The following is a 21,120-nucleotide window of genomic DNA, read 5'->3' as shown; positions in this document are numbered from 1 at the left end:
TATGGCGCACTCGGCTCGACCGGAACGCAGGCTCACCTACTGTCGTAAGGTGAGTTGCGGCCGGGTTCGGCCACGGACGAGGAGGTCCTGAATGGGTGTGCTTCACGGGCGGGTCGCGCTGGTGACCGGTGGGGCGTCGGGGATCGGGCTCGCGTCGGCGGAGGCCCTCGCGGTCGCCGGCGCGGATGTCGTGGTCGCCGACATCGACTCCGATGGCGGTGCCGCGGCCGCGCGACGGCTCGCCGGTCTCGGCGGTCGGGCGGTGTTCCTGCACGTCGACGCGACCGACGAGCAGCACGTCGCCGATGCCGTCCGCCGGATCGTGTCGGACTTCGGCGGGCTCGACCTGGCCCTCAACAACGTGGGACGCGGCGAACTGGGGCGCACGGTGACGACCACGTCGCTGGAGAGCTGGAACGCGATCCTCGGTCTGTCCCTGACCTCGACCTGGCTCGCGATGAAGCACGAGATCCCGGCGATGGTCGCGCGTGGCGGCGGGGTGATCGTGAACATGTCCTCGAGCGCGGGGGTCAGTCCACAGCTCACCGCCTCGCCCGCTTACGCCGCGGCCAAGGCCGGTGTCGCGCACCTGACCCGTTATGCCGCGCGCCAGTACGCGGACCAGGGGATCCGGGTGAACGCGGTGGCCCCGGGTATCACGCTCACGCCTCGGGTCGAGCAGTGGTTCGCGCAGGACGCGATCGCCGAGGAGGTCGCCGGGAGCCAGTTCATCGGCCGAGCGGCGACGCCGGCGGAGGTCGCGGCCTCGGTGGTCTACCTGTGCTCCCCGGCGGCCGCGATGGTCACCGGCCACACCGTCCCGGTCAGTGGCGGGGTCCGGTAGGCCGCTTGACACGTTTTTAACTATATGCGTAAGGTAAAAAGTATTCCTACGAACGGCATTCCTGGCCGGTCTTTCCGTGGGTGGATCTTCTGTCATCAGGACTGCCCGACGAGGGGAGTGCGTTGTGAGTCTCGAGCTCTACATCGACGGAGCCTGGGCCCCGTCCGTCGGCACCGAGTGGATCGAGGTGCTCGACCCGTCGACGGAGAAGTCGCTCACCGACGTCCCGGCCGGCGACCCCGCCGACGTCGACCGCGCCGTCGCTGCCGCCCGCCGGGCGCTCGACGGCTGGGCCGCGACCGCGCCGTCCGAGCGGGCCGCCGTCGTCACCCGTCTCGCGGACGAGCTGGAGCGGCGCCAGGAGGAGCTGACCGACCTCGTGGTGGCCGAGGTCGGCACTCCGCGGCGGACCGCCCGGTGGGCACAGGTCGGTCTGGGGATCCTGGACCTGCGCGAGGCGGTGACGGCGGCCCGGGACTTCCCGTGGGAGCAGCCGCTGCGGAACTCGGTGGTCGTACGTGAGCCGGTCGGAGTGGTCGGCGCCATCACCCCGTGGAACTACCCGTTGCACCAGATCACCGCCAAGGTCGGGGCTGCGCTCATCGCGGGTTGCGCCGTGGTGGTGAAGGCCAGTGAGGTCGCTCCGCTCACCGCGAACCTGCTCGCCGAGGCGGTCGACGCCGTCGGGGTGCCGGCCGGGGTGTTCAACCTGGTCCACGGGAGCGGGCACGTGGTGGGGGAGGCCCTGGCGCGCCATGCGGACGTCGACATGGTGTCGTTCACCGGCTCGAACGCCGTCGGTAAGCGGATCATCGAGCTGTCCGCGGCCACCGTGAAACGGGTGTCGCTGGAGCTCGGAGGCAAGAGCGCCGCGCTGCTGCTGCCCGATCTCACCGACGACGAGTTCGCCCGTGCGGTCCCGCACACGGTGCGCGCCTGCTACATGAACGGCGGGCAGTCCTGCAACGCCCAGACCCGCATGCTGGTCCCGCGCGAGCGGTTGGGTGTCGCGGAGGAGCTGGCGGCGCGCGCCGCCGAGGCCTACGTGCCGGGTGACCCCGCCGCGGACACCACCAGGCTCGGCCCGATGGTGACCGCGACCCAGCGGGACAAGGTCCTCGGTTACGTGCGGACCGCCCTGGACGAAGGCGCTCGCCTGGTCACCGGCTCGACCGAGCCGCTGGACGGCGACGGCTACTTCGTGGCACCCACGGTGCTCGCCGACGTCGCGCCGGACGCCACCGTGGCGCAGGAGGAGGTCTTCGGTCCGGTGCTGTCGATCATCGCGTTCGACTCCGAGGAGGAGGCCGTCGCGATCGCCAACGGCACGGTCTTCGGCATCGCCGGCGCGGTCTGGTCCACCGACTCCGCACACGCCGAGACCGTGGCCCGGCGCATCCGGGCCACTCAGATCGAGATCAACGGTGGCGGCTTCAACGGTGCCGCGCCCTTCGGCGGCTTCAAGCAGTCCGGGCACGGCCGTGAGGGCGGAGCGTTCGGACTGGACGAGTTCGTCGAGATCAAGAGCATGCAGTTCCGTCCCACGTCCTGACCAGCCGAGAAGGACCCACCACGATCATGGCCGATCCCTCGCTCTTCCCTCCTTTCCCCTACGACGCGCAGACCGCGACGGGCTTCGCCCGGACGATGTTCGACCACCTCGACCACGGCACCACCGACATGGCGCCCGAGATCCTGCAGATCGACCCGTGCGTCTACTCCGACCCCGACCTCGCCGCTCGGGAACGCGCCGAGCTGTTCGGCCACGTGCCGATCATCGCCGCGCACGGCACCGAGCTGCCGAAGCCGAACGACTTCCTGACCGTGCAGCTGCCCAACAACGAGGTCGTGCTCGTACGGCAGCGCGACGGGCAGGTCCGCGCGTTCGTCAACACCTGCCGTCACCGCGGTGCCCGGCTGGTGAACGAGGACTCCGGGAACCGACGGTTCTTCTCCTGCCGCTACCACGGCTGGTCCTACGGCGGCGACGGCAGCCTGCGCGCCATCGCCGACGAGTCCACCTTCGGCGAGGTGGACAAGAGCTGCCTGGGACTCACGGAGATTCCGGTCGAGGAACGGCACGGTTTCGTGTGGGCCGTGGACTCCGCCGCCCCGGGACGCAAGGTCGACCTCGGCGAGTGGCTCGGTCCGGACTTCGACGCGTCCCTGGGCGCGATGGAGATGGATCGTTACCACTGCCACCGGGTGGGCGACTTCGACCTCCAGATCAACTGGAAGGTCCTCATGGACGCCTTCCTCGACGGCTATCACATCGCCTACGCCCACACCGGCACCGTCGCGCCGTACTTCCACAACAACGCCCAGACCTGGCAGCCGATGGGCCGCCACGGCCGGATGGTCTCCGCACGCAAGAGCATCGACACGATCCGCGGGCAGGATCCGGCGACTGTCGACGTCAACCGGCACCTCACGGTCGCGCACTTCCTCATGCCCAACATGAGCGTGCTGCGTCAACCGGACCACCTGGAGGTGCTCAACTTCGTGCCCGCTCCGGGCACCGCGGTCGGGACCCGGATGCAGATGCGGATCCTCACCCGCGAGCCCGCGACCACCGAGGACATGACGGCCCGCTGGGAGAAGAACTGGAGCATCCTCCAGGCGGTGCTGCAGGACGAGGACATCGTCGTCAACGAGGGACTGCAGAAGGCGGTGTCCAACGCCGACCTCGGACCGCTCTACTTCGGCCGCAACGAGATCGCGAACCAGCACTTCCACCGGTGGATGGCCGCGGCCCTCGACGACCCACGGCACCGGGGCTGACCGTGGGGTACTCCTTCCACGCCCACCGGATCACCGGCGGCATCGGAGCGGACGACGGCTTCTGGGAGTCCCTCGAGGACGGCGGGTTCCGGCTCCCACGCTGTGCCGACTGCGCGGAGTGGATGTGGCCCGCACATCACCGCTGCGCCGTCTGCGGGTGCTGGGAGCAGCGCTGGGAGCCGACTCCGATGGACGGCCGGGTGTACTCCTGGACACGGGTGCACACCGCTGTCGACCGCGCCCGCGAGGGCGCCCCGGACCTGCCCTATGTCGTGATCGTGGCCGAGCTGCCGGCCGCCGCGGGGGCCCGGGTCCTCGGCAGGCTGGCCGGGCCGGACCAGGGGGTGCGGGTCGGTGCGCGGGTGAACGGGCACATCGACCCGCCGTCGCCGCGGACCCGGGGCTACGCAGTCGTGCGGTGGAGCGTGTCGTGGTGAGGGGCGCCACGGCGGTCGTCGGGCTCGGCGACACGCCCTTCCACAAGCGCGGGACGAGCGGCGAACCCGCCCTCAAGCTGGCGCTGCGGGCGATCGTGGCCGCAGCCGAGGATGCGGGGATCGATCCTGCGGACATCGACGGGTTCGTGTCCTACGGCGCCGAGCGCGCCGAGGGGCAGCGGATGATGGCCGCACTCGGTACGAAGCAGTTGCGGTTCGGCGCCCTGGCGTGGACGCACGGTGGTGGGATCCCCGGTGCCCTCGGCCTCGCCGCGACCGCGATCGTCACCGGGCAGGCGGAGGTCGTGGCCGTCTACCGGGCGATGTCGGAGTTCCGGGGCAACCGAGGCAATGTCGACGTGGGTCAGGGCGACACCCCGGCCCAGCAGCTGGTCAACGGCATCGAGGTGCCGGTACAGATGTGCGCGCTGCGCTCCATGCGGTTGATCGAGGCCGAGGGGGTGCCCGCGCGGACCCTGCGGGACATGGCGCTGGTGTCGTACCACCACGCCGCGAACAACCCACGGGCCGTGGGGCGCGGCGGCCTGGACGCCGCGACCTACGACAGTTCCCGATGGATCTCCGAGCCCTATCGGATCTACGACTGCTCGCGGGAGAACGACGCCGGCTCCGCGGTGATCCTGGTGTCCGCGGAGCGGGCGCGGGACCTGCGGCGCACGCCCGCCTACCTGCTCGGTGCCCCGATGGGAGCGGCAGGGCGCTGGGGGATGCGCGAGGAGTCCGGGGATCCGTACTGGTCGGCCGGCTTCCAGGGCGTGGCGGACCGGCTCTGGCGCGAGACCGGCTACGGCCCGGGCGACGTCGACGTCGCCCAGATCTACGAGAACATGACGGGGATGGGGGTCTCGGCCTTGATCGAGCACGGCTTCTGCACGGTGGAGGGGGCAGGCGAGTTCGTCACCTTCGACAACCTCGTCGCTCCCACGGGGATGCTGCCCGTGAACACCTCCGGGGGGAACCTGGCCGAGGGCTTCGTGCACGGCATGAGCCTGGTCGGTGAGGCGGTGCGCCAGGTCCGGGGCACCTCGACCAACCAGGTACCCGGCGCGACGCTGTCGCTGGTGACCGGCGGCCCCGGTGACCCCGTCGTCTCCACCGCGCTGCTCGCCGGATCGGCGGCGCTGTGATGCGCCGTGTGGTCACGACCGAGGGGCCCGATGGGCGCTCGTTCGTGCTCTCCGACGGTGACGCGGTGACCGCCCAGGTAGGGGGAATGGATCTGGACCTGCTGTGGCGCAATGAGAGTGTGCCGACGCTACCGGCAGATCCGGACGTGCCGGCCGAGGTGTCCTTCCCGCCGGCGGGCGGCGTCTGGGTGATCACCTGGACCATCCCGGCGGGCGCCACCGGGGAGGATCCGGACGACATCGTGGCCAGTACCGGCGAGCGGCCCGGGTTCCACTCGACGGAGTCCGTCGACGTGAACCTCGTGCTGTCCGGCGAGGTCGTCCTACAGCTCGACGAGGGTGAGGTCGTCCTGGCCGTGGGGGATCTGGTCGTGGTGAACGGCAGCAGGCACGCCTGGCACAACAGGTCGTCGGAGCCCGTACGGGTGCTCTCGACGATCGTCGGGGGCAGCCGTGCGTCGCGGTCGGCCGACGGATCATGAGCGTGCGGCCGGAGGATCTGCACGGCACCTGGGAGCTCGTGTCCTTCGTGCGGCTGGTCGCGGGCGAGGTGGTCGGGGACGTGCTCGGCCCCGATCCCGTCGGGCGGATCTGCTACCAGCCGGACGGCCGGGTCACGGCCCTGCTCATGCAGCGTGACCGGTCGTGGCCCGCGGACGGGGACTTCCTGCGGGCCGATGACGCCACCCGGGGCGCCGCCGCTCTCGGTTTCGTCGGCTACGGCGGCACGTTCGCCGTCGACGGCGACGTCGTCACCCACCGGCTCGACGTCTCGCTCTATCCCGAACACCCCGGCACGGACCTGGTGCGCACGGCGCGCTGGGCCGGCCCCGAGCTCGTCCTGCGCACCGAGGAACGCCGGAGCCGCTCCGGCCGCGTCCTGTTCGACGAACTGACCTGGCGCCGCTGGGGCGCCGGCTGACATCCGAGAGCCGCCGACGGGCTGAACGGCCGTCGGGACCTCGCCCGCCGCACCCGTCCTGACCGAGATCCCGGCGGTGGCCTTCCGCCACCGGGAGCTCGGAATGTCGCGGACCCCGTGAACGGCTCGCTCCCGGGCTCCGCCCGACGGTCGTACTCGTCCGACACCACTCGACACCACTCGTCCGACCGGGAGCCACCACCATGCCCACGCAGACCGCCGATGTTCCGCGCGCGCTCGTCGTCGATTTCGACATCACCGATCCCGGGCTCGCCACACCGCACGCGGTACTGGCCGAGATGCAGGAGCGGACCCCCGTCGCCTGGTCCCCGCTGCACGGCGGGCACTGGATCCTGACCCGCTACGACGACTGCTACGACGCCTGTCGCGACTGGGAGACCTTCTCGGTCGCCAGCGCCCAGGTCCCGCGTATCACCAGTGAGCCCTCGATCCCCAACGAGATCGACCCGCCCGCCCACAAGTCCTACCGGGAGATCCTCAACCCGCTGTTCAGCCCGCGCCGGATGCAGGCACTGGAGGAACGGATCAGGACGGCGGCGGTCGAGCTGATCGAGGCTTTCGCCGAACGCGGTACCTGCGACTTCGTCACGGAATTCGCCCAGCCGCTCACGGCGAACACCTTCGTGGCGTTGATGGGGTGGCCGGCCGAGCACGGTGCGCTGTTCGACCGGTGGACCACCGACCTGCTGCTCGGTGAACCGGGTGGCACCCCGGAGGAGGACGCGGCGGTGCGCGGTGCGGCCAACGACGCGGTGTTCGGCTACTTCGGGGACATGATCGCCCGTCGGGACGACCCCCGTGCGGACGATGTGATGAGCGTGCTGTTCGCGGCCCGATACCAGGGCGAACGGCCCCTGGACGACGACGAGCTGCGCAAGATTCTCTGGTTGCTGATGGTCGGGGGACTGCACACCGTCCGCGGAGTGCTCTCCTTCGGCATGCTTCACCTGATCAAGGATCCGGCACAGCGCGCGGCACTGATCGCCGACCCGCTGCTGGCAGGCCCGGCAGCCGAGGAACTGCTGCGGATCGACTCCCCCGTCGCACTGGGCCGGCTCGTGGTCCGTCCGACCGAGCTGCGGGGGGTGACGCTGCGACCGGGTGACCGTGTGCTGCTGATGTCCTCCGCGGCGGGCCGGGACGGCGAGGTCTTCGACGACCCGCACTCGCTGGTCCTGGATCGGCGGTCGAACCGGCATCTCGCCTTCGGCGCCGGGGTGCACCGTTGCGTCGGCTCACACCTCGCGCGCATCGAGATCCGGGTGGCGCTGGAGGAGATCCACCGGCTGGTACCCGACTACGCCCTCGACGGCGATCCGGTGTTCCACCACAGTCAGGTCCGGGGCCTGGAGCGCCTGCCGCTGCGGTTCACCCCGGTCGTCCCGTGAGCGCCGCCGCGAAGCTCGACCTCGGGGGGCGCCACGCCCTCGTGACCGGCGCCGCCTCGGGCATCGGCCGGGCGACGGCGGCCTGGCTGGCCGAAGCCGGGGTCGCCGGCCTGGTCCTGGTCGACATCGACGCCGACGGGCTCGCCGCGGTCGACCCCGGCTGCGCCGTGCGCCGGGAGGTCGGTGACGTCGCCGACCCGGGGTTGTGGGAGCGGATCGAGGCGCGGACCCCGCACCTCGACCACGCCCTGCTGAACGCCGGGGTGCCGCCCGCGGGCGTTGCGATCGCCGACATGACCGCCGAACAGTGGCGCCGGGTGCTGGCGTCCAATCTGGACGGTGCCTTCCACGGACTGCGCTGCGCATTGCGGATCATGCGCCGGGGAGCAGGCGGCAGCGTCGTCCTGACCTCCTCGGTGGCGGGTGTCCGGCCGATGGAGAAGACGGCGGACTACGGCGCGGCGAAGGCCGGCCTGACACACCTGGCACGCGTCGCCGCCCTGGAGAACGCCGCGCACGGCATCCGGGTCAACGTCGTGGTCCCGGGCAGCGTGGACACCGGGATCTGGGACGCACAGGAGGGCTTCCGGCGGATCGTCGCCGACCACGACGGCGACCGGGACGCGGTCGTCGCGCGGATGGGGGCGCTCAACACGCCGCGCGGCCGGTGGGCGAGGCCGGAGGAGGTCGCCGACACCGTCGGCTTCCTGCTGTCGGATCTCGCGGCCAACGTGACGGGCGCGTCGCTGGTCTGCGACGGCGGCATCTCCCTGGTCAGCGCGCGGAGCCGGGTGTAGCCGGTGAGCGGGACCGATTCCGGGGTCGACCCCGAGCTGCGACCGCTGATGGCACGGATGCCCACCCGTCCGCTCGGCGCAGCCACCCTCGAGGCGGACCGCGCGGCGATGCGCGGGGTGTGGGCCTCCGCCGCACCCCCGCCCGACGACGGCGTCGTCCGCGAGGAACGGACCGTTCCCGGCAGCGACGTGCGGGTGGTGACCCTCGCCCCGGCCGAGCGCGGGTCTCGGCCCGTGCCGGCGCTGCTGTTCGTCCACGGTGGCGGATTCGTGGGTGGGACGGCGGACAACGGCGCACCGTTCCAGCGCCGCATCGTCACGGAGCTGGGTGCTGTGGTGGTCTCGGTCGACTACCGCCTCGCCCCCGAGCACCGCTACCCCGCGCAGATCGAGGACTGCTACACCGCTCTGCAGTGGCTCCACGACGACGCCGGTGACCTCGGCGTGGACCCGTCCCGGATCGCCGTGGAGGGCGTGAGTGCCGGCGGGGCGCTCGCGGCGTCGCTCGCACTGCTGGTGCGCGACCGCGGCGAGCTCTCGCTCGTGCTGCAGTCGCTCGTCTACCCGATGCTCGACGACCGCCCCGCCGCAACCGAACCGGACGGGGTCACCGGGAGGATCGCCTGGTTCCGGGAGAGCAACGCCTTCGGCTGGGCCTCGCTGCTCGGGCCGGACGCGGTCGGCGGGCCCGATGTGTCCCCCTACGCGGCCCCGGCGCGCGCCACCGATCTCGCCGGCCTGCCGCCGGCCTACATCGGTGCTGCGGGCCTGGACCTGCTCGTGCACCAGAACCTGGACTACGCCAAGCGCTTGATCGCGGCGGGGGTCCCGACCCACGTCGAGGTCTGCCCGCGGGCCTTTCACGGGTTCGACGTGGGATCCGCGCCGGTGAGCGAGGCCTTCAAGCGCAACCGCCTGGTCGCCCTGCGGCGCGGCCTGGGCATCGACGGACAGGAGCACCCATGACCACCTGCGGCCCCTCGTCCCCCCCGAGGGACTTCGACCTGCCGGCGCTGCGTGAGAAGTACGCGGCCGAGCGGGACCGGCGCCTGCGCTCCGACGGCTCGGCGCAGTACGTCCACACCGGTGCGGGGGAGCGCAGCGAGTTCTGGGAGGCGGACCCGCACAGCCCGCCGGTACAGCGCGACGCGATCGTCTCCGAGGTGGAGGTGCTCGTGGTCGGTGGGGGTTTCGCCGGCCTGCTGGCGGGGGCCCACCTCACGAAGTCGGGGGTGACCGACGTCCGGATCATCGACATGGCCGGCGACTTCGGTGGGGTGTGGTATTGGAACCGTTATCCCGGCATCCAGTGCGACAACGAGGCGTACTCCTACATCCCGCTCCTCGAGGAACTCGGGTACATGCCGTCGAAGCGGTTCCCCGACGGTGCCGAGATCTACGAGCACTGCCGCAACATCGGCAAGCACTTCGGACTCTACGACGGTGCGCTGTTCGGCACGATGATCAGGGCGATCCGCCGGGACGAGCCCACGGGCCGCTGGGTCGTGACCACCCACCACGACGACGAGCTCCGGGCCCGCTACGTCGTGCTGGCGACCGGTCCGTGGAGCAAGCCGAAGCTGCCGGGAATCCCCGGCCTGGACGAGTTCACCGGCCACACCTTCCACTCGGCGCGCTGGGACTACGACTACACCGGCGGCAGCGTGTCCGACACCGCCCTGGACCGGCTCGCCGACAAGCGCGTCGCGGTGATCGGGACGGGGGCCACCGCGATCCAGATCGTTCCCCATCTCGGCCGCCACGCGGAGCGCGTGTACGTGTTCCAGCGGACCCCGTCGGCCGTCGACGCCCGCCGCAACCCGCCCACCGACCCCGCGTGGGCAGCCTCGCTCGAACCGGGGTGGCAGAAGCGGCGTCAGGCCGCGTTCCACACCTTCGCCTCCGAGCCGTTCCCGACCCGGTCGCCGTCCGAGGACGTCGCCTGTGACTTCTTTACCGAGGTGGGGCGCAACGTCTCCGCGCGCATCGCCGGGCGGGAGCTGCCCCCTGACGAGCTCGCGGCGATCCGGGAGCAGGAGGACTACGCCGTCATGGAGCGGGTCCGGCGCCGGGTCGACGACATCGTCGCGGACCCGGCCACCGCCGAGGCCCTCAAGCCGTACTACCGCTACCTGTGCAAGCGACCCTGTTCCAGCAACGAGTACCTGGAGACCTTCAACCGGCCGAACGTCACCCTGGTCGACGTCTCCGGGACCCGCGGGGTCCAGCGCATGACCGAGCACGGACTCGTCGCCGGTGGGCGGGAGTACGAGGTCGACTGCGTGATCTTCGCGAGCGGCTTCGAGATCTCCGCCCAGGATCAGCGGCTCGCCTCCGGCATCGACGAGATCGTCGGGCGGGACGGGCTCTCGCTGCAGGACCACTGGCGCGACGGTTTCCGGACGTTGCACGGGATGACCAGCCACGGGTTCCCGGGGATGTTCTTCATGGGCAACACCCAGGGCGGTGGCAACGCCAGCGTGACGGCGAACTACGTACAGCAGGGCGAGCACATCGCCTACATCGTCGCCCAGGCCCACGCCCGTGGGGCGACCACCGTCGAGCCCACCCGGCGGGCCCAGGACGACTGGGTCGCGCTGATCCGGGCGGTCGCGACACCGAAGACCTTCCTCGAGCAGTGCACGCCCGGCTACTACAACAACGAGGGCGGCGGGAACGGTGGTATCCGGCCCGCGACCGGCGAGCGGTACGGACGCGGCTTCTACGAGTTCGACCGCATACTGCGCGACTGGCGCGACACCGGCGAGCTGCCGGGGATGGCCCTCCTCGGCGCGCCCGGGGACCGGCCCGGCTGACCTCGCCGGCCGGTACGCCCCCGGTGGACCGGTTCGCGCCCCTGTGCCCGGACGCGCTACGGCGATACACTGGACAGACTATGTCTCATGTCGAACCGGCGGTGCTGCCGGTGGCCCGCACCGGCTCCCACCACCGGATCTGCCCGCTCTGCGAGGCGACCTGCGGCCTGCTCGTGGAGTTCGACGGACGGGTCGCCCGCTCGGTCCGTCCGAACCCCGATGACGTGTTCAGCCGCGGGCACGCCTGTGCGAAGGGCCTCGGGCTCGCCCGGGTCGACGGCGATCCCGATCGGCTGACCGTCCCGCTGGTCCGGCGGGACGGCCGGCTGGAGGAGGCGAGCTGGGACGAGGCCTTCGCCGAGATCGGACGCCGGCTCCCACCGCTGGTGGCGGCCGATCCGCAGTCGGTCGCGGTCTACACCGGCAACCCCGCGGCCCATCATCTGGACCACACCCTGTACCTGCCTGCGCTGCTCGGCGCGATCGGTTCCCGCAACCTGTTCTCGCCGGCGAGCATGGACACCTGGCCGAAGAACCTGGTGACGGTGCTGCTCTACGGCACCGGTCTCGGGATGTCCCTGCCCGACATCGACCGCACCGACCACCTGCTGCTGCTGGGGAGCAACCCGGTCGTGTCCAACGGCAGCACGGTGTGCGCCCCCGGTTTCGCCCGGCGGCTCGACGACCTCCGTGCGCGTGGCGGGACCCTCACCGTGGTCGACCCCGCGCGCACCCGCACCGCCGAGATCGCCGACCGGCACCTGGCGATCCGGCCCGGCACGGATGCGCACCTGCTGATGGCACTGCTGTCGGTGATCGACGCCGAAGGTCTGGTCGACCCCGGCCCGGCCGGGCCGCTGGTCGACGGGCTCGACGAGGTCCTCGCACTCGCCCGTCCCTTCACCCCCGAGCGGGTCGCCCCGGTGTGCGGTGTCGGCGCGGCGGCGATCCGGGACCTCGCGAGCACCTTCGCCGCGGCGCGGGCGGCCGTCGCGCACTCCCGGATCGGTACCTGCACGCAGGAGTACGGGTCGCTGGCCAACTGGCTGGTCGAGGTCCTCAACATCGCCACCGGCCGGCTCGACGTGCCGGGCGGGGCCATGTTCGCCACGCCCCCGGCCGGCGGGCCGACGACCTGGCCCGGCGGCCCCGCGCGACCACAGTTCGACCGCTGGCGGTCCCGCGTCCGCGGCATCCCCGAGACGCTCGGTGAGCTGTCCGTCGCCTGCCTGGCCGAGGAGATCCTCACCCCCGGGCCCGGGCAGGTCCGGGCGCTGATCACGATCGCCGGGAATCCCGCGCGCAGTGTGCCCGGCAGCGCGTCCGTGGAACGCGCCCTGCGCGAGGTCGGATTCCTGCTCTGCCTCGACGGCTACCTGAACGAGACCACCCGGCACGCCGACGTCGTCCTCCCGGCCCCGGGCATGTTCGCGCACGGTCACATGGACCTGACGCTGAACCACTTCCAGCTCCGCAACGTGGCGCGCTACAGCCCGCCGGTGCTGACCCCGGCGCCCGGTGAGCTGCCCGAGTGGCACCAGGTGCTGCGGATCGCCGCGATCGTGCGCGGTGTCCCCGAGTTGCCGGTGGCGGCGATGGACGACGAGGTGGCGGACCAAGCGGCCAGGCGGGCCGCGCGGCTGTGCGGTCTCGGGCAGGACGAGGTGCTCGCGGCGGTGTCGCCCCGCCGCGGCCCGGAGAGACTGGTCGATCTGCGGGTGCGCAGCGGGCCGTTCGGCGACCGGTTCGGTGCCGAACCCGGCGGCCTCACGCTCGCGACGCTCGAGGCGGCACCGGACGGCGTCGACCTCGGACCACTCGAGCCGCGACTGCCGGACGTGCTGCGCACCCCGGACCGCCGTATCGACGTCGCCCCCGGCCTGCTGACCGGTGATGTGCCGCGGCTGTGGGCGAGCACCCGGGCGGCCCCGGACACCGGCCTGCGGCTCATCAACCGCCGTCAGCACCGTGGGATGAACTCGTGGCTGCACAACGCCCTGCCCTACCGCGACGACGGTGCCGGTGGACTGATGATGCACCCGGACGACGCCGACCGGCTCGGCCTCGTGCCCGGCGAGCTGGTCCGGGTGGAGGCCGGGCCCGGCGAGGTCGTCGTCGAGCTGCGGGTGAGCTCGGACATCCGGCCGGGGGTGGTCAGCCTGCCGCACGGGTGGGGTCACACCGGCGACGGTCTGCGGATGTCACGGGCGACCGCCGCCCCCGGAGCGAACGTCAACCTGCTCGTCGACGACCGGAGCCTCGAACCGCTCACCGGGACGCCGGTCTTCAACGGTGTGCCCGTCACCGTGCGTCCCGCCGGGACCACCGTCGCCGAGGAGGCCCGCCGATGACCCACGTGATCACCCGGTCCTGCTGCAACGACGCCGCGTGCGTCGAGGTGTGCCCGGTCGACTGCATCCGGCCCCGCCCCGGCGACCCCGGCTTCGGCTCGGCCGAGACCCTCTACATCGACCCCTCCACCTGCATCGACTGCGGGGCGTGCGCGGACGTCTGCCCGGTCGGCGCGATCGTCACCGACCGCGGACTCGACGACGAGGGCCGGACCGGCCTGGCGCTGGCGCAGTCGTGGTTCGCGCAGGCGCCCGTGGCCCCCGGGCCCGACCGTCGCCCGGTGCGGTCGGCGCCTCGCACACGGGGCGGCCTGCGGGTCGCCGTCGTCGGGACGGGGCCGTCGGGCTTCTACGCGGTGCAGGAGCTGCTCGAGCGCACGGCCGGTGACGTTCAGGTGTCGCTGCTCGACCGGCTCCCGGTCCCCGGCGGTCTGGTCCGGTACGGGGTCGCGCCCGACCACGGTGCGACCAAGGGTTTCGGCGACGGGATGGAGCGCCTGCTGCGTCGTCCGCAGGTCCGGTTGCACCTGAACGTCGAGGTCGGGGCGCACGTGTCCGCCGCCGAGCTGCTCGACGGCCACGACGCGGTGGTACACGCGGTCGGTGCCGCGGGGGAGCGGCGCCTGGGCATCCCGGGCGAGGACCTGCCCGGCAGCCACCCGGCCCGCGACCTGGTCGCCTGGTACAACGGCCACCCCGACCTGGACGGCCGGGACTTCGCGTTGGACACCGAACGGGCCGTGGTGATCGGGAACGGCAACGTCGCGCTGGACGTGGCCCGCATCCTCGTCTCCGACCCCGCGGACCTCGCCACCACCGACCTCGCGCTGCCCGCGCTGCAGACCCTGCGGCGGAGCCGCATCCGCGAGGTGCACGTGGTGGGACGACGGGACCCGGCACGGGCGGCGTTCAGCACCCCGGAGCTGCTCGGGCTGGACCGGGTCCGCGGTGTGCAGGTGCTCGTCCCCGGCGGCGAGGCGGTGTCGGGGCCGACGACGGGGTTCGCCGACGGTGCTCGCTCCGGGATCGTCGCCGGGTTCGCCGGGCGTGTCCCGGACCCCGCGCGTCGCCGGATCGTGCTGCGGTTCGGGCGCGCCCCTCGTGAGATCCTCGGCGGAGACGCGGTGCGGGCGGTGCGGTTCGGCACCCCGGACGGCGGAGTCGAGGACGTGGAGTGCGGACTCGTGCTGCGTGCGGTCGGCTACCGCGGCACCCCGGTCGCGGGCCTGCCCTTCGACCACGCGCGCGCCGCCGTCCCGCACGAGGCGGGCCGGGTGCTGACCGGGCCCGGTGGCCGGGTGGTGCCCGGCCACTACGTGACGGGCTGGATCAAGCGCGGACCGTCCGGGGTGATCGGCACGAACCGGACGTGCGCGGGCGAGACCGTCGGGTCGCTGCTCGCCGACCACGCCGCGGGCCGGCTGACCGAGCCCGCACCGTCCGCGGCCGACGATCTCGACCGGCTGCTGCGCGCCCGCCGGCCGGAGCGGGTCGGTCTCGAGGGCTGGCGGGCGATCGACCGGGCCGAGCGGCTCGGCGGGCGTCCCGCCGGGGCGCCCCGCCGCAAGATCGTCACCATCGACGGCCTGATCGCCGCCGCGGGAGCCGGTGCCGGCGACGGGTGATCGGGCGCGCTACCGCTGTCACCCCGGCCGCGAGGGCCCGGCCGGACGATCGGCCCCGGTCCCGTCCGCGATGTGCCGCATGAACTCGAGCAAGCTGCCGGTGAACACGTCGTTGTCGTCCCCGGCGACCATGTGCCCGGTGCCCTCCACCTCGACGTACCACGCCGAGGGCACCAGGTCGAGCAGCTCGCGCGCCCCGGCCGGGCTGACCACGTCGGACCCCGCACCGCGCACCAGCATGGTCGGGACCCGGAGGCTGCGCGCGGCTGCGCGAGCCCGGTGCTCGTTGGCGTCCAGGGTCTCCGGCGCGGTCTGCGGTTCCTCGACCATCCGCGGGTCCCAGTGCCAGAACCAGCGGCCGGACCGGTGGCGCAGGTTCTTGCGCAGCCCACCGGTGTCACGGGGCCGGGGGCGGTGCGGGTTGTAGGCCGCGACGGCGTCGGCCACCGCGTCCAGCGACGCGAACCCGTCCCGCCCGGCCCGCATGAACCGGGTCACCGCGGCGGTGCCGGCCCGTTCGGTCCGCGGCGTCACGTCGACCAGCACCAGTCCACGCGCCAGATCCGGGTCCGCGCCGAGGGCCAGCAGCGAGGTCATCCCGCCCAGCGAGGCGCCGATCAGCACCGGGGGCTCGCCGAGGACGTCGACCGCGGCTCGCAGGTCCCCGACGTGCGCGTCGAGCAGATAGTCCCCGTCGGGCGCCCAGCTGCTGTCCCCGTGCCCGCGCAGGTCCAGCGACAGCACGGCCCACCCCGCTTCGGACAGCCGGTGAGCGGTGTGCCGCCAGGAGTGCCGGGTCTGTCCACCGCCGTGCAGCAGCACCGCGGCGCCGTGCCGGTCCGGACCGGCCGGTTCGCGCAGGTCGCCGACGAGGACGACGCCGTCGCCCTGAACACGGATCACCGTATCGCCCGGCTCGTTCCGGACGTCGGTCGTGCCGCTCATCGGGCGTCCTCCGTCTCCACCGACGGCCACTGTGGGACCAGGTGCATCCGGTCGGCGATCCGGTCGGGGAAGCGGGCGGGTCGCTTCTCCAGGAAGGCCGACACACCTTCGGCGACGTCGCCGCCGCGGCCCAGCTCGTCGATGGCGAGCGTCTCGAGCCGGTGGGCCTCCCACGGGTCCGCTGCGCCGAGCATGGCCCACAACAGCCGGCGCGACAGCGCGACCGAGGCTGCCGAGGTGTGTTCGGCGATCTCGCCGGCGAGCGTGAGCGCGGTGGGCAGGAGCTCGGCGGGTGGCACCACGCGGGAGACGAGCCCGCCGGCCAGCGCCTCCTCGGCGCCGAAGACCCGTCCGGTGGCGACCCACTCCATCGCGCGTGAGATCCCGACGATCCGGGGCAGGAACCAGGTCGACGCGGCCTCCGGCACGAGTCCGCGCCGGGCGAACACGAAGCCGAAGCGCGCCGTGTCGGCGGCGATCCGCACGTCCGACGGGAGTGTCATGGTGGCTCCGACGCCGACCGCCGGTCCGTTGATCGCGCTGATGACCGGCTTGTGGGACGCCGCGATCCGTAGGGCGACGACCCCGCCCAGGTCGCGGGCCACGCCATCGACGGTGCCGTGGGCGCCGGGGCCGCCCGCCGGCTCGCCGGCGAAGGTCTCGGTGCCGCGGTCGAGGTCGGCCCCGGCGCAGAAGCCGCGCCCGGCACCGGTCAGCACCACGGCCCGGACGTCGTCGTCGGCGTCGACGGTGTCGAGGGCGGCGACCAGTTCGTCGGCCATCGTCGGGGTGAAGGCGTTGAGCCGGTCGGGCCGGTCCAGCGTGATCACCGCGGTGGCTCCGGTGACCTCGTAGCGGATCTGCGGGTGGGGTGGCGCGTCGGTGGAGGTCATGACCTTCCTCCGGCTCTTGGCCCCGATCGGGGCGGACTCGGCCGGGTGCCGGATGGCCACCCGGTAAACCGTATGACTGTAGGTTGATTATCACGTGAGCGTCGGCGGTCGATCGAGCGGGCCGCGACCGGGCTGCGTGAGACGTATGACGTTGCTTGTCACATCGTATCCGGTTAGCGTCCGTGCGCCGAACGCGAAGCAGCGCCCCCGGGCGCGGAGGGGAAGCGGCACGTGACCGATCACGACACCGGGACCGCCGATCGGGATGCCTTCTTCGTCGACGGGCGGTGGCATGCGCCCGCCACCACCGAGAGCACAGAAGTCCTGGAGGCCGCCACCGGCGCGGTCCTTGGCAGGGCCGCGCTGGCCTCGACTCCTGACGTCGACTCCGCGGTGGCGGCCGCACGGACCGCCCTGGACGGGCCGTGGGGCCGCATGACCGGCGCCGAACGCGCGGCCGTCATGCGCCGCCTGGCCGCGGTGCTGACGAGCAGGGCCCGGGAGACCGCGGCGCTCGTCAGCAGGGAGAACGGGATGCCCCGGTCCCTCTCGATCGGGGCCAACGGGTTCGCGCCCCCGCTCATGCTCGACTACTACGCCGGGCTCGCCGAGGGTCTCGACGACGAGGACCTGCGCTCGGGGATGCTCGCCCGGGTCAGCGTGCGCCGCGGGCCGGTTGGGGTCGTCGCGGCCGTCACGCCGTGGAACTACCCGCAGGCGCTGGCCGCGATGAAGATCGCTCCGGCGCTGGCCGCCGGCTGCACCGTGGTGCTCAAGCCGGCACCGGAGACCGCCCTCGACGCCTACGCCTGGGCCGACGCCGCAGCGGAGGCCGGACTACCCGCCGGGGTGCTGAACATCCTCCCCGGTGGCCGGGAGGCCGGCGCGCACCTCGTCGCGCACCCCGTCGTCGACAAGGTCGCCTTCACCGGTTCCACGGCCGCGGGCCGTGCCATCGGGGAGACGTGCGGGCGGCTGCTGCGCCCGGTGACCCTGGAACTCGGCGGCAAGTCGGCCGCGCTCCTCGCCGAGGACGCCGACCTGAACGCCTTCCTCGCCGCGCTGCCCGAGGTATCGCTGGCCAACAACGGCCAGACCTGCCACGCCTGCACCCGCATCCTCGCGCCGCGCGGACGCTACGACGAGATCGTCGACGCGGTCACCGACACCGTGCGTGCGCTGCCGGTCGGTGACCCGCTGGACAAGGCCACCCGGATCGGGCCCCTGGTCAGTGCCGCCCAGCGGGACCGGGTGCTGGGCCTGGTGGGGGCCGGGCGGGCGGCGGGGGCCCGGCTCACCACCGGCGGCGGCGTGCCGGCCGGACGGGACCGGGGCTGGTTCGTCGAGCCGACCGTCGTCGCCGGAGTCGACAACGACAGCCTGCTCGCCCGTGAGGAGATATTCGGCCCGGTGCTGTGCGTGCTGCCCTACGACGACGAGGACGACGCGGTGCGTATCGCCAACGATTCCGAGTACGGGCTGGGCGGCACGGTCTGGACCACCGACCCCGGACGCGGCGCGGCGATCGCCGACCGTATCCGGTCCGGCACGGTCGGGGTCAACCACTACGCCCTCGACGTGCTCGGCCCGTTCGGCGGCGTCAAGGCCAGCGGCCTCGGCCGCGAGCTCGGCCCCGAGGGGCTCGCGGCCTACGTCGCCCTCAAATCCGTCTACCTGCCCCCGGAGAGCCGATGACCAGCACCGAGACTCCTCAGGACGCCGGCGACCAGGACGCTCCCGCCCGCTGGGAGCGTCGTGGCCACGTCGGCGTGATCACGCTGAACCGGCCGCGCGCGATGAACGCGGTGAACGCGGCGCTGGCGGCCGCGGCGGGTGACGCCCTGGCAGCGGCCGCGGCCGACGACGAGGTTCGGGTGGTGGTGATCACCGGCGCCGGCCGGGGGTTCTGCGCCGGCGCCGACCTCAAGGAGGTCGCCCGCGGCCACCGGATCGATGATCGGGACCACCCCGAACGGGGCTTCGCCGGACTCGTCCGGCAGTGGATCGGCAAGCCGACCATCGCCGCCGTGAACGGGTTCGCCCTCGGCGGTGGCACCGAGATCGTGCTGTCCTGTGACCTCGCAGTGATCGACGAGACCGCCTCGCTCGGGTTGCCGGAGGTCACCCGCGGGCTGGTGGCCGGTGCCGGTGGGCTGATCCGGTTGTCCCGGCAGATCCCACAGAAGGTGGCGCTGGAGGCGGTGCTGACCGGCGAGCCGATCGACGCGGCCCGGGCCTACGAGCTCGGCCTGGTCAACCGGATCGCGGCCGCGGGGACCGCACTGGAGGTGGCCCTCGGCGTCGCGGACGTGATCGCACGCAACGCCCCGCTGTCGGTGCAGCACAGCAAACGGGTCGTGCACCGGTCCCGGGACGAGGGGTCGGACTGGGAGGACCCGGCCTGGGCGCTCAGCGACGAGGCGATGGCGATCGTGTTCGCCAGCCGGGACGCCCGCGAAGGGCCGACCGCCTTCGCCGAGAAGCGGGCCCCCCGATGGGAGGGGCGCTAGATGACTGGTGCCGCGATCGCCGGGCTGGGTCTGACCGAGATGGGCAAGGTCTACGGCCGGTCGTCCACGTCGCTGGCCGCCGAGGCCGTGCGCACCGCCGTGGCCGACGCCGGCCTGACCCTCACCGACGTGGACGGGCTGCTGGTGAGCTCCGGCATCCGGCAGGACGTGGGGGTGGGCCTCGCGGCAGTGCTGGGTATGCACGACCTGTCGCTGCTGAACCAGGTCAATGCTTTCGGCGCGACGGCCGGGGTGATGGTCGCGCAGGCGGCGCAGGCCGTCGCGGCCGGGGCGGCCACCACCGTGGTCTGTGTGTTCGCCGACAGCCCGCTGCGGCCGAAGGAGTCCTCCGGAGCGAGCTACGGCAGCCCCGGCAGGAGCAGCGGCGGACGAAGTGGGCCCGCACGTGGCCTCGCCGGCTGGTCGCTGGCCTCGGGGGCGATCAACCCGAACATCCTCTACGCGCTGTGCGCCCGCCGGCACATGGAGCGCTACGGCACCACCTCCGAGCAACTGGCGCAGATCGCCGTCGCGCAGCGGGCCTGGGCCGCGGGCAATCCGCTGGCCCAGCTGCGCGATCCGATCACCGTCGCCGATCACCAGGCCTCGCGGTGGATCGCCGAACCGCTGCACCTGCTCGACTGTTGCCTGGTGAGCAACGGCGCGGTGGCCGTCGTGGTCACCTCGGCCGAGCGCGCGGCCGGGCTGGCGCAGCCGGCGGTCCACGTCCGCGGCTACGGCCAGGCGCACGCGCCACGCCGGATGCACGCCGGATCGGACTGGGGGCTGGTCACTCCCGCCGCACGGTCCGGTCCGCAGGCGATGGCGATGGCCGGGATCGGGATCGGTGACGTCGACGTCGCCGAGATCTACGACTGCTACACCTACACCGTCCTGGTGACGCTGGAGGACTACGGGTTCTGCGCGAAGGGCGAGGGGGGCGCGTTCGTCGCCGACGGTCGGCTGGCCCCCGGCGGCGCGCTCGCCTGCAACACCGGCGGCGGCCAGCTGTCGTCGTACTACATGTGGGGGTTCACCCCGCTCTCCGAGGCCGTCGTGCAGGCCCGGGGTGCCGGTGGGGCCCGTCAGGCGCCCCGGCACGACATGGTGCTGGTCAGTGGCAACGGCGGGATCCTCGAGCACCACTCCACGCTCGTGCTCAGCCCGCACCGGGGAGGGAGTCGTCCATGACCGCGTTCCCGAAGGTCGAGCGGGACGCCTCGAGCGCCGCGTTCTTCGAGGCGGCCGCGCGCGGGGAGCTGCTCGTGCGCCGCGGCTCGTCCGGCACGGTACTGCCCCCCGAGGCCCGGACGGATCCGGTCGACGGGTCGTCCGACCTCGTCGACGTCTCGGCGTCCGGCGAGGGGACCCTCGTGAGCTGGGCGGTGGTGCACCGGGCGCCGGTGCCCGCGCTCGCCGACGCCGTGCCCTACGTGAGTGCGGTCGTCGAGCTTGCCGAGGGACCGTGGCTGATCGTCCGGCTGGTCGGCGACACCGACTCGCTGCACGTGGGGGAGGCGGTGGAGATCCGCTTCGTCTCGTCGGGCGGGCCCGACGACCCGGGTGAGACCCTCCCGGTGTTCGCACCGGTGGCCCGGGCCTGAGGCGACCGGGCGGTACCATCTGCGGGGTCGACGAGCGG

19 protein-coding genes are annotated in these 21,120 nt (G+C 72.9%); 17 read left to right on the top strand and 2 right to left on the bottom strand.

What is annotated here, in order from left to right:
* Positions 1-91: 91 nt before the first annotated feature.
* The 13 genes from WIS52_RS05535 (at position 92) to WIS52_RS05475 (ending at position 15,130) form a co-directional block, all read left to right on the top strand.
* Positions 92-844: an SDR family NAD(P)-dependent oxidoreductase gene (locus WIS52_RS05535; RefSeq protein ID WP_349297017.1), complete on the top strand. Its 753-nt coding sequence runs from the start codon at positions 92-94 to the stop codon at positions 842-844.
* 124 nt (positions 845-968) lie between these two features.
* A complete protein-coding gene (locus tag WIS52_RS05530; protein WP_349297016.1) occupies positions 969-2,396 on the top strand; it encodes an aldehyde dehydrogenase family protein in 1,428 nt (475 codons plus the stop codon).
* Between the two features lie 26 nt (positions 2,397-2,422).
* Positions 2,423-3,625 (top strand): aromatic ring-hydroxylating oxygenase subunit alpha, encoded by a 1,203-nt coding sequence (locus WIS52_RS05525; protein WP_349297015.1) that lies wholly within the window; start codon positions 2,423-2,425, stop codon positions 3,623-3,625.
* 2 nt (positions 3,626-3,627) lie between these two features.
* Positions 3,628-4,062 (top strand): Zn-ribbon domain-containing OB-fold protein, encoded by a 435-nt coding sequence (locus WIS52_RS05520; protein ID WP_349297014.1) that lies wholly within the window; start codon positions 3,628-3,630, stop codon positions 4,060-4,062.
* Complete coding sequence (locus WIS52_RS05515) at positions 4,056-5,210, top strand: thiolase C-terminal domain-containing protein (protein WP_349297013.1); 1,155 nt, start codon at positions 4,056-4,058, stop codon at positions 5,208-5,210. Before WIS52_RS05520 ends, WIS52_RS05515 begins: the two co-directional genes overlap by 7 nt.
* Before the next feature lie 8 nt (positions 5,211-5,218).
* Entirely contained in the window at positions 5,219-5,692 is a 474-nt protein-coding gene (locus tag WIS52_RS05510; protein WP_349297012.1) for a cupin domain-containing protein, read from the top strand.
* A gap of 2 nt (positions 5,693-5,694) precedes the next feature.
* Positions 5,695-6,132: a lipocalin-like domain-containing protein gene (locus WIS52_RS05505; protein ID WP_349297011.1), complete on the top strand. Its 438-nt coding sequence runs from the start codon at positions 5,695-5,697 to the stop codon at positions 6,130-6,132.
* 203 nt (positions 6,133-6,335) lie between these two features.
* Positions 6,336-7,541 (top strand): cytochrome P450, encoded by a 1,206-nt coding sequence (locus WIS52_RS05500; protein ID WP_349297010.1) that lies wholly within the window; start codon positions 6,336-6,338, stop codon positions 7,539-7,541.
* A complete protein-coding gene (locus tag WIS52_RS05495) occupies positions 7,538-8,338 on the top strand; it encodes an SDR family NAD(P)-dependent oxidoreductase (RefSeq protein WP_349297009.1) in 801 nt (266 codons plus the stop codon). The genes WIS52_RS05500 and WIS52_RS05495 overlap by 4 nt, the downstream gene beginning before the upstream one ends.
* A 3-nt stretch (positions 8,339-8,341) precedes the next feature.
* Positions 8,342-9,304, top strand: a complete 963-nt coding sequence (locus tag WIS52_RS05490) for an alpha/beta hydrolase (protein ID WP_349297008.1) — start codon at positions 8,342-8,344, stop codon at positions 9,302-9,304.
* Complete coding sequence (locus WIS52_RS05485) at positions 9,301-11,154, top strand: flavin-containing monooxygenase (RefSeq protein ID WP_349297007.1); 1,854 nt, start codon at positions 9,301-9,303, stop codon at positions 11,152-11,154. The genes WIS52_RS05490 and WIS52_RS05485 overlap by 4 nt, the downstream gene beginning before the upstream one ends.
* 80 nt (positions 11,155-11,234) lie before the next feature.
* Positions 11,235-13,505: a molybdopterin-dependent oxidoreductase gene (locus WIS52_RS05480; RefSeq protein ID WP_349297006.1), complete on the top strand. Its 2,271-nt coding sequence runs from the start codon at positions 11,235-11,237 to the stop codon at positions 13,503-13,505.
* On the top strand, positions 13,502-15,130 hold the full coding sequence (locus tag WIS52_RS05475; protein ID WP_349297005.1) for a 4Fe-4S binding protein: 1,629 nt from the start codon (positions 13,502-13,504) through the stop codon (positions 15,128-15,130). Before WIS52_RS05480 ends, WIS52_RS05475 begins: the two co-directional genes overlap by 4 nt.
* A gap of 18 nt (positions 15,131-15,148) precedes the next feature.
* On the opposite strand, the gene WIS52_RS05470 is transcribed toward WIS52_RS05475, so the two are convergent.
* Together WIS52_RS05470 and WIS52_RS05465 are read right to left on the bottom strand one after the other, a co-directional pair.
* Positions 15,149-16,075 carry an alpha/beta fold hydrolase gene (locus WIS52_RS05470; protein ID WP_349297004.1) on the bottom strand — a complete coding sequence of 309 codons (927 nt, stop codon included), beginning with the start codon at positions 16,073-16,075 and terminating at the stop codon, positions 15,149-15,151.
* Positions 16,072-16,968, bottom strand: coding sequence for an enoyl-CoA hydratase-related protein (locus tag WIS52_RS05465; protein ID WP_349297367.1), 897 nt, complete (start codon positions 16,966-16,968; stop codon positions 16,072-16,074). The genes WIS52_RS05470 and WIS52_RS05465 overlap by 4 nt, the downstream gene beginning before the upstream one ends.
* Before the next feature lie 231 nt (positions 16,969-17,199).
* Here WIS52_RS05465 and WIS52_RS05460 point away from each other — a divergent pair, with 231 nt between their 5' ends.
* The 4 genes from WIS52_RS05460 to WIS52_RS05445 are packed head-to-tail and all read left to right on the top strand — an operon-like array spanning position 17,200 to position 21,082.
* Positions 17,200-18,663: an aldehyde dehydrogenase gene (locus WIS52_RS05460; protein ID WP_349297003.1), complete on the top strand. Its 1,464-nt coding sequence runs from the start codon at positions 17,200-17,202 to the stop codon at positions 18,661-18,663.
* Positions 18,660-19,478 (top strand): crotonase/enoyl-CoA hydratase family protein, encoded by an 819-nt coding sequence (locus WIS52_RS05455; protein ID WP_349297002.1) that lies wholly within the window; start codon positions 18,660-18,662, stop codon positions 19,476-19,478. The genes WIS52_RS05460 and WIS52_RS05455 overlap by 4 nt, the downstream gene beginning before the upstream one ends.
* Entirely contained in the window at positions 19,479-20,669 is a 1,191-nt protein-coding gene (locus WIS52_RS05450) for a thiolase family protein (RefSeq protein ID WP_349297001.1), read from the top strand.
* Positions 20,666-21,082 (top strand): Zn-ribbon domain-containing OB-fold protein, encoded by a 417-nt coding sequence (locus WIS52_RS05445; RefSeq protein ID WP_349297000.1) that lies wholly within the window; start codon positions 20,666-20,668, stop codon positions 21,080-21,082. Before WIS52_RS05450 ends, WIS52_RS05445 begins: the two co-directional genes overlap by 4 nt.
* Positions 21,083-21,120 lie beyond the last annotated feature (38 nt).

The organism is Pseudonocardia nematodicida (assembly GCF_040105385.1).
GTDB classification, from domain to species: domain Bacteria; phylum Actinomycetota; class Actinomycetes; order Mycobacteriales; family Pseudonocardiaceae; genus Pseudonocardia; species Pseudonocardia nematodicida.
The sequence above is the reverse complement of the archived record's forward strand: the minus strand, read 5'-3'. Positions and strand labels throughout refer to the sequence as shown.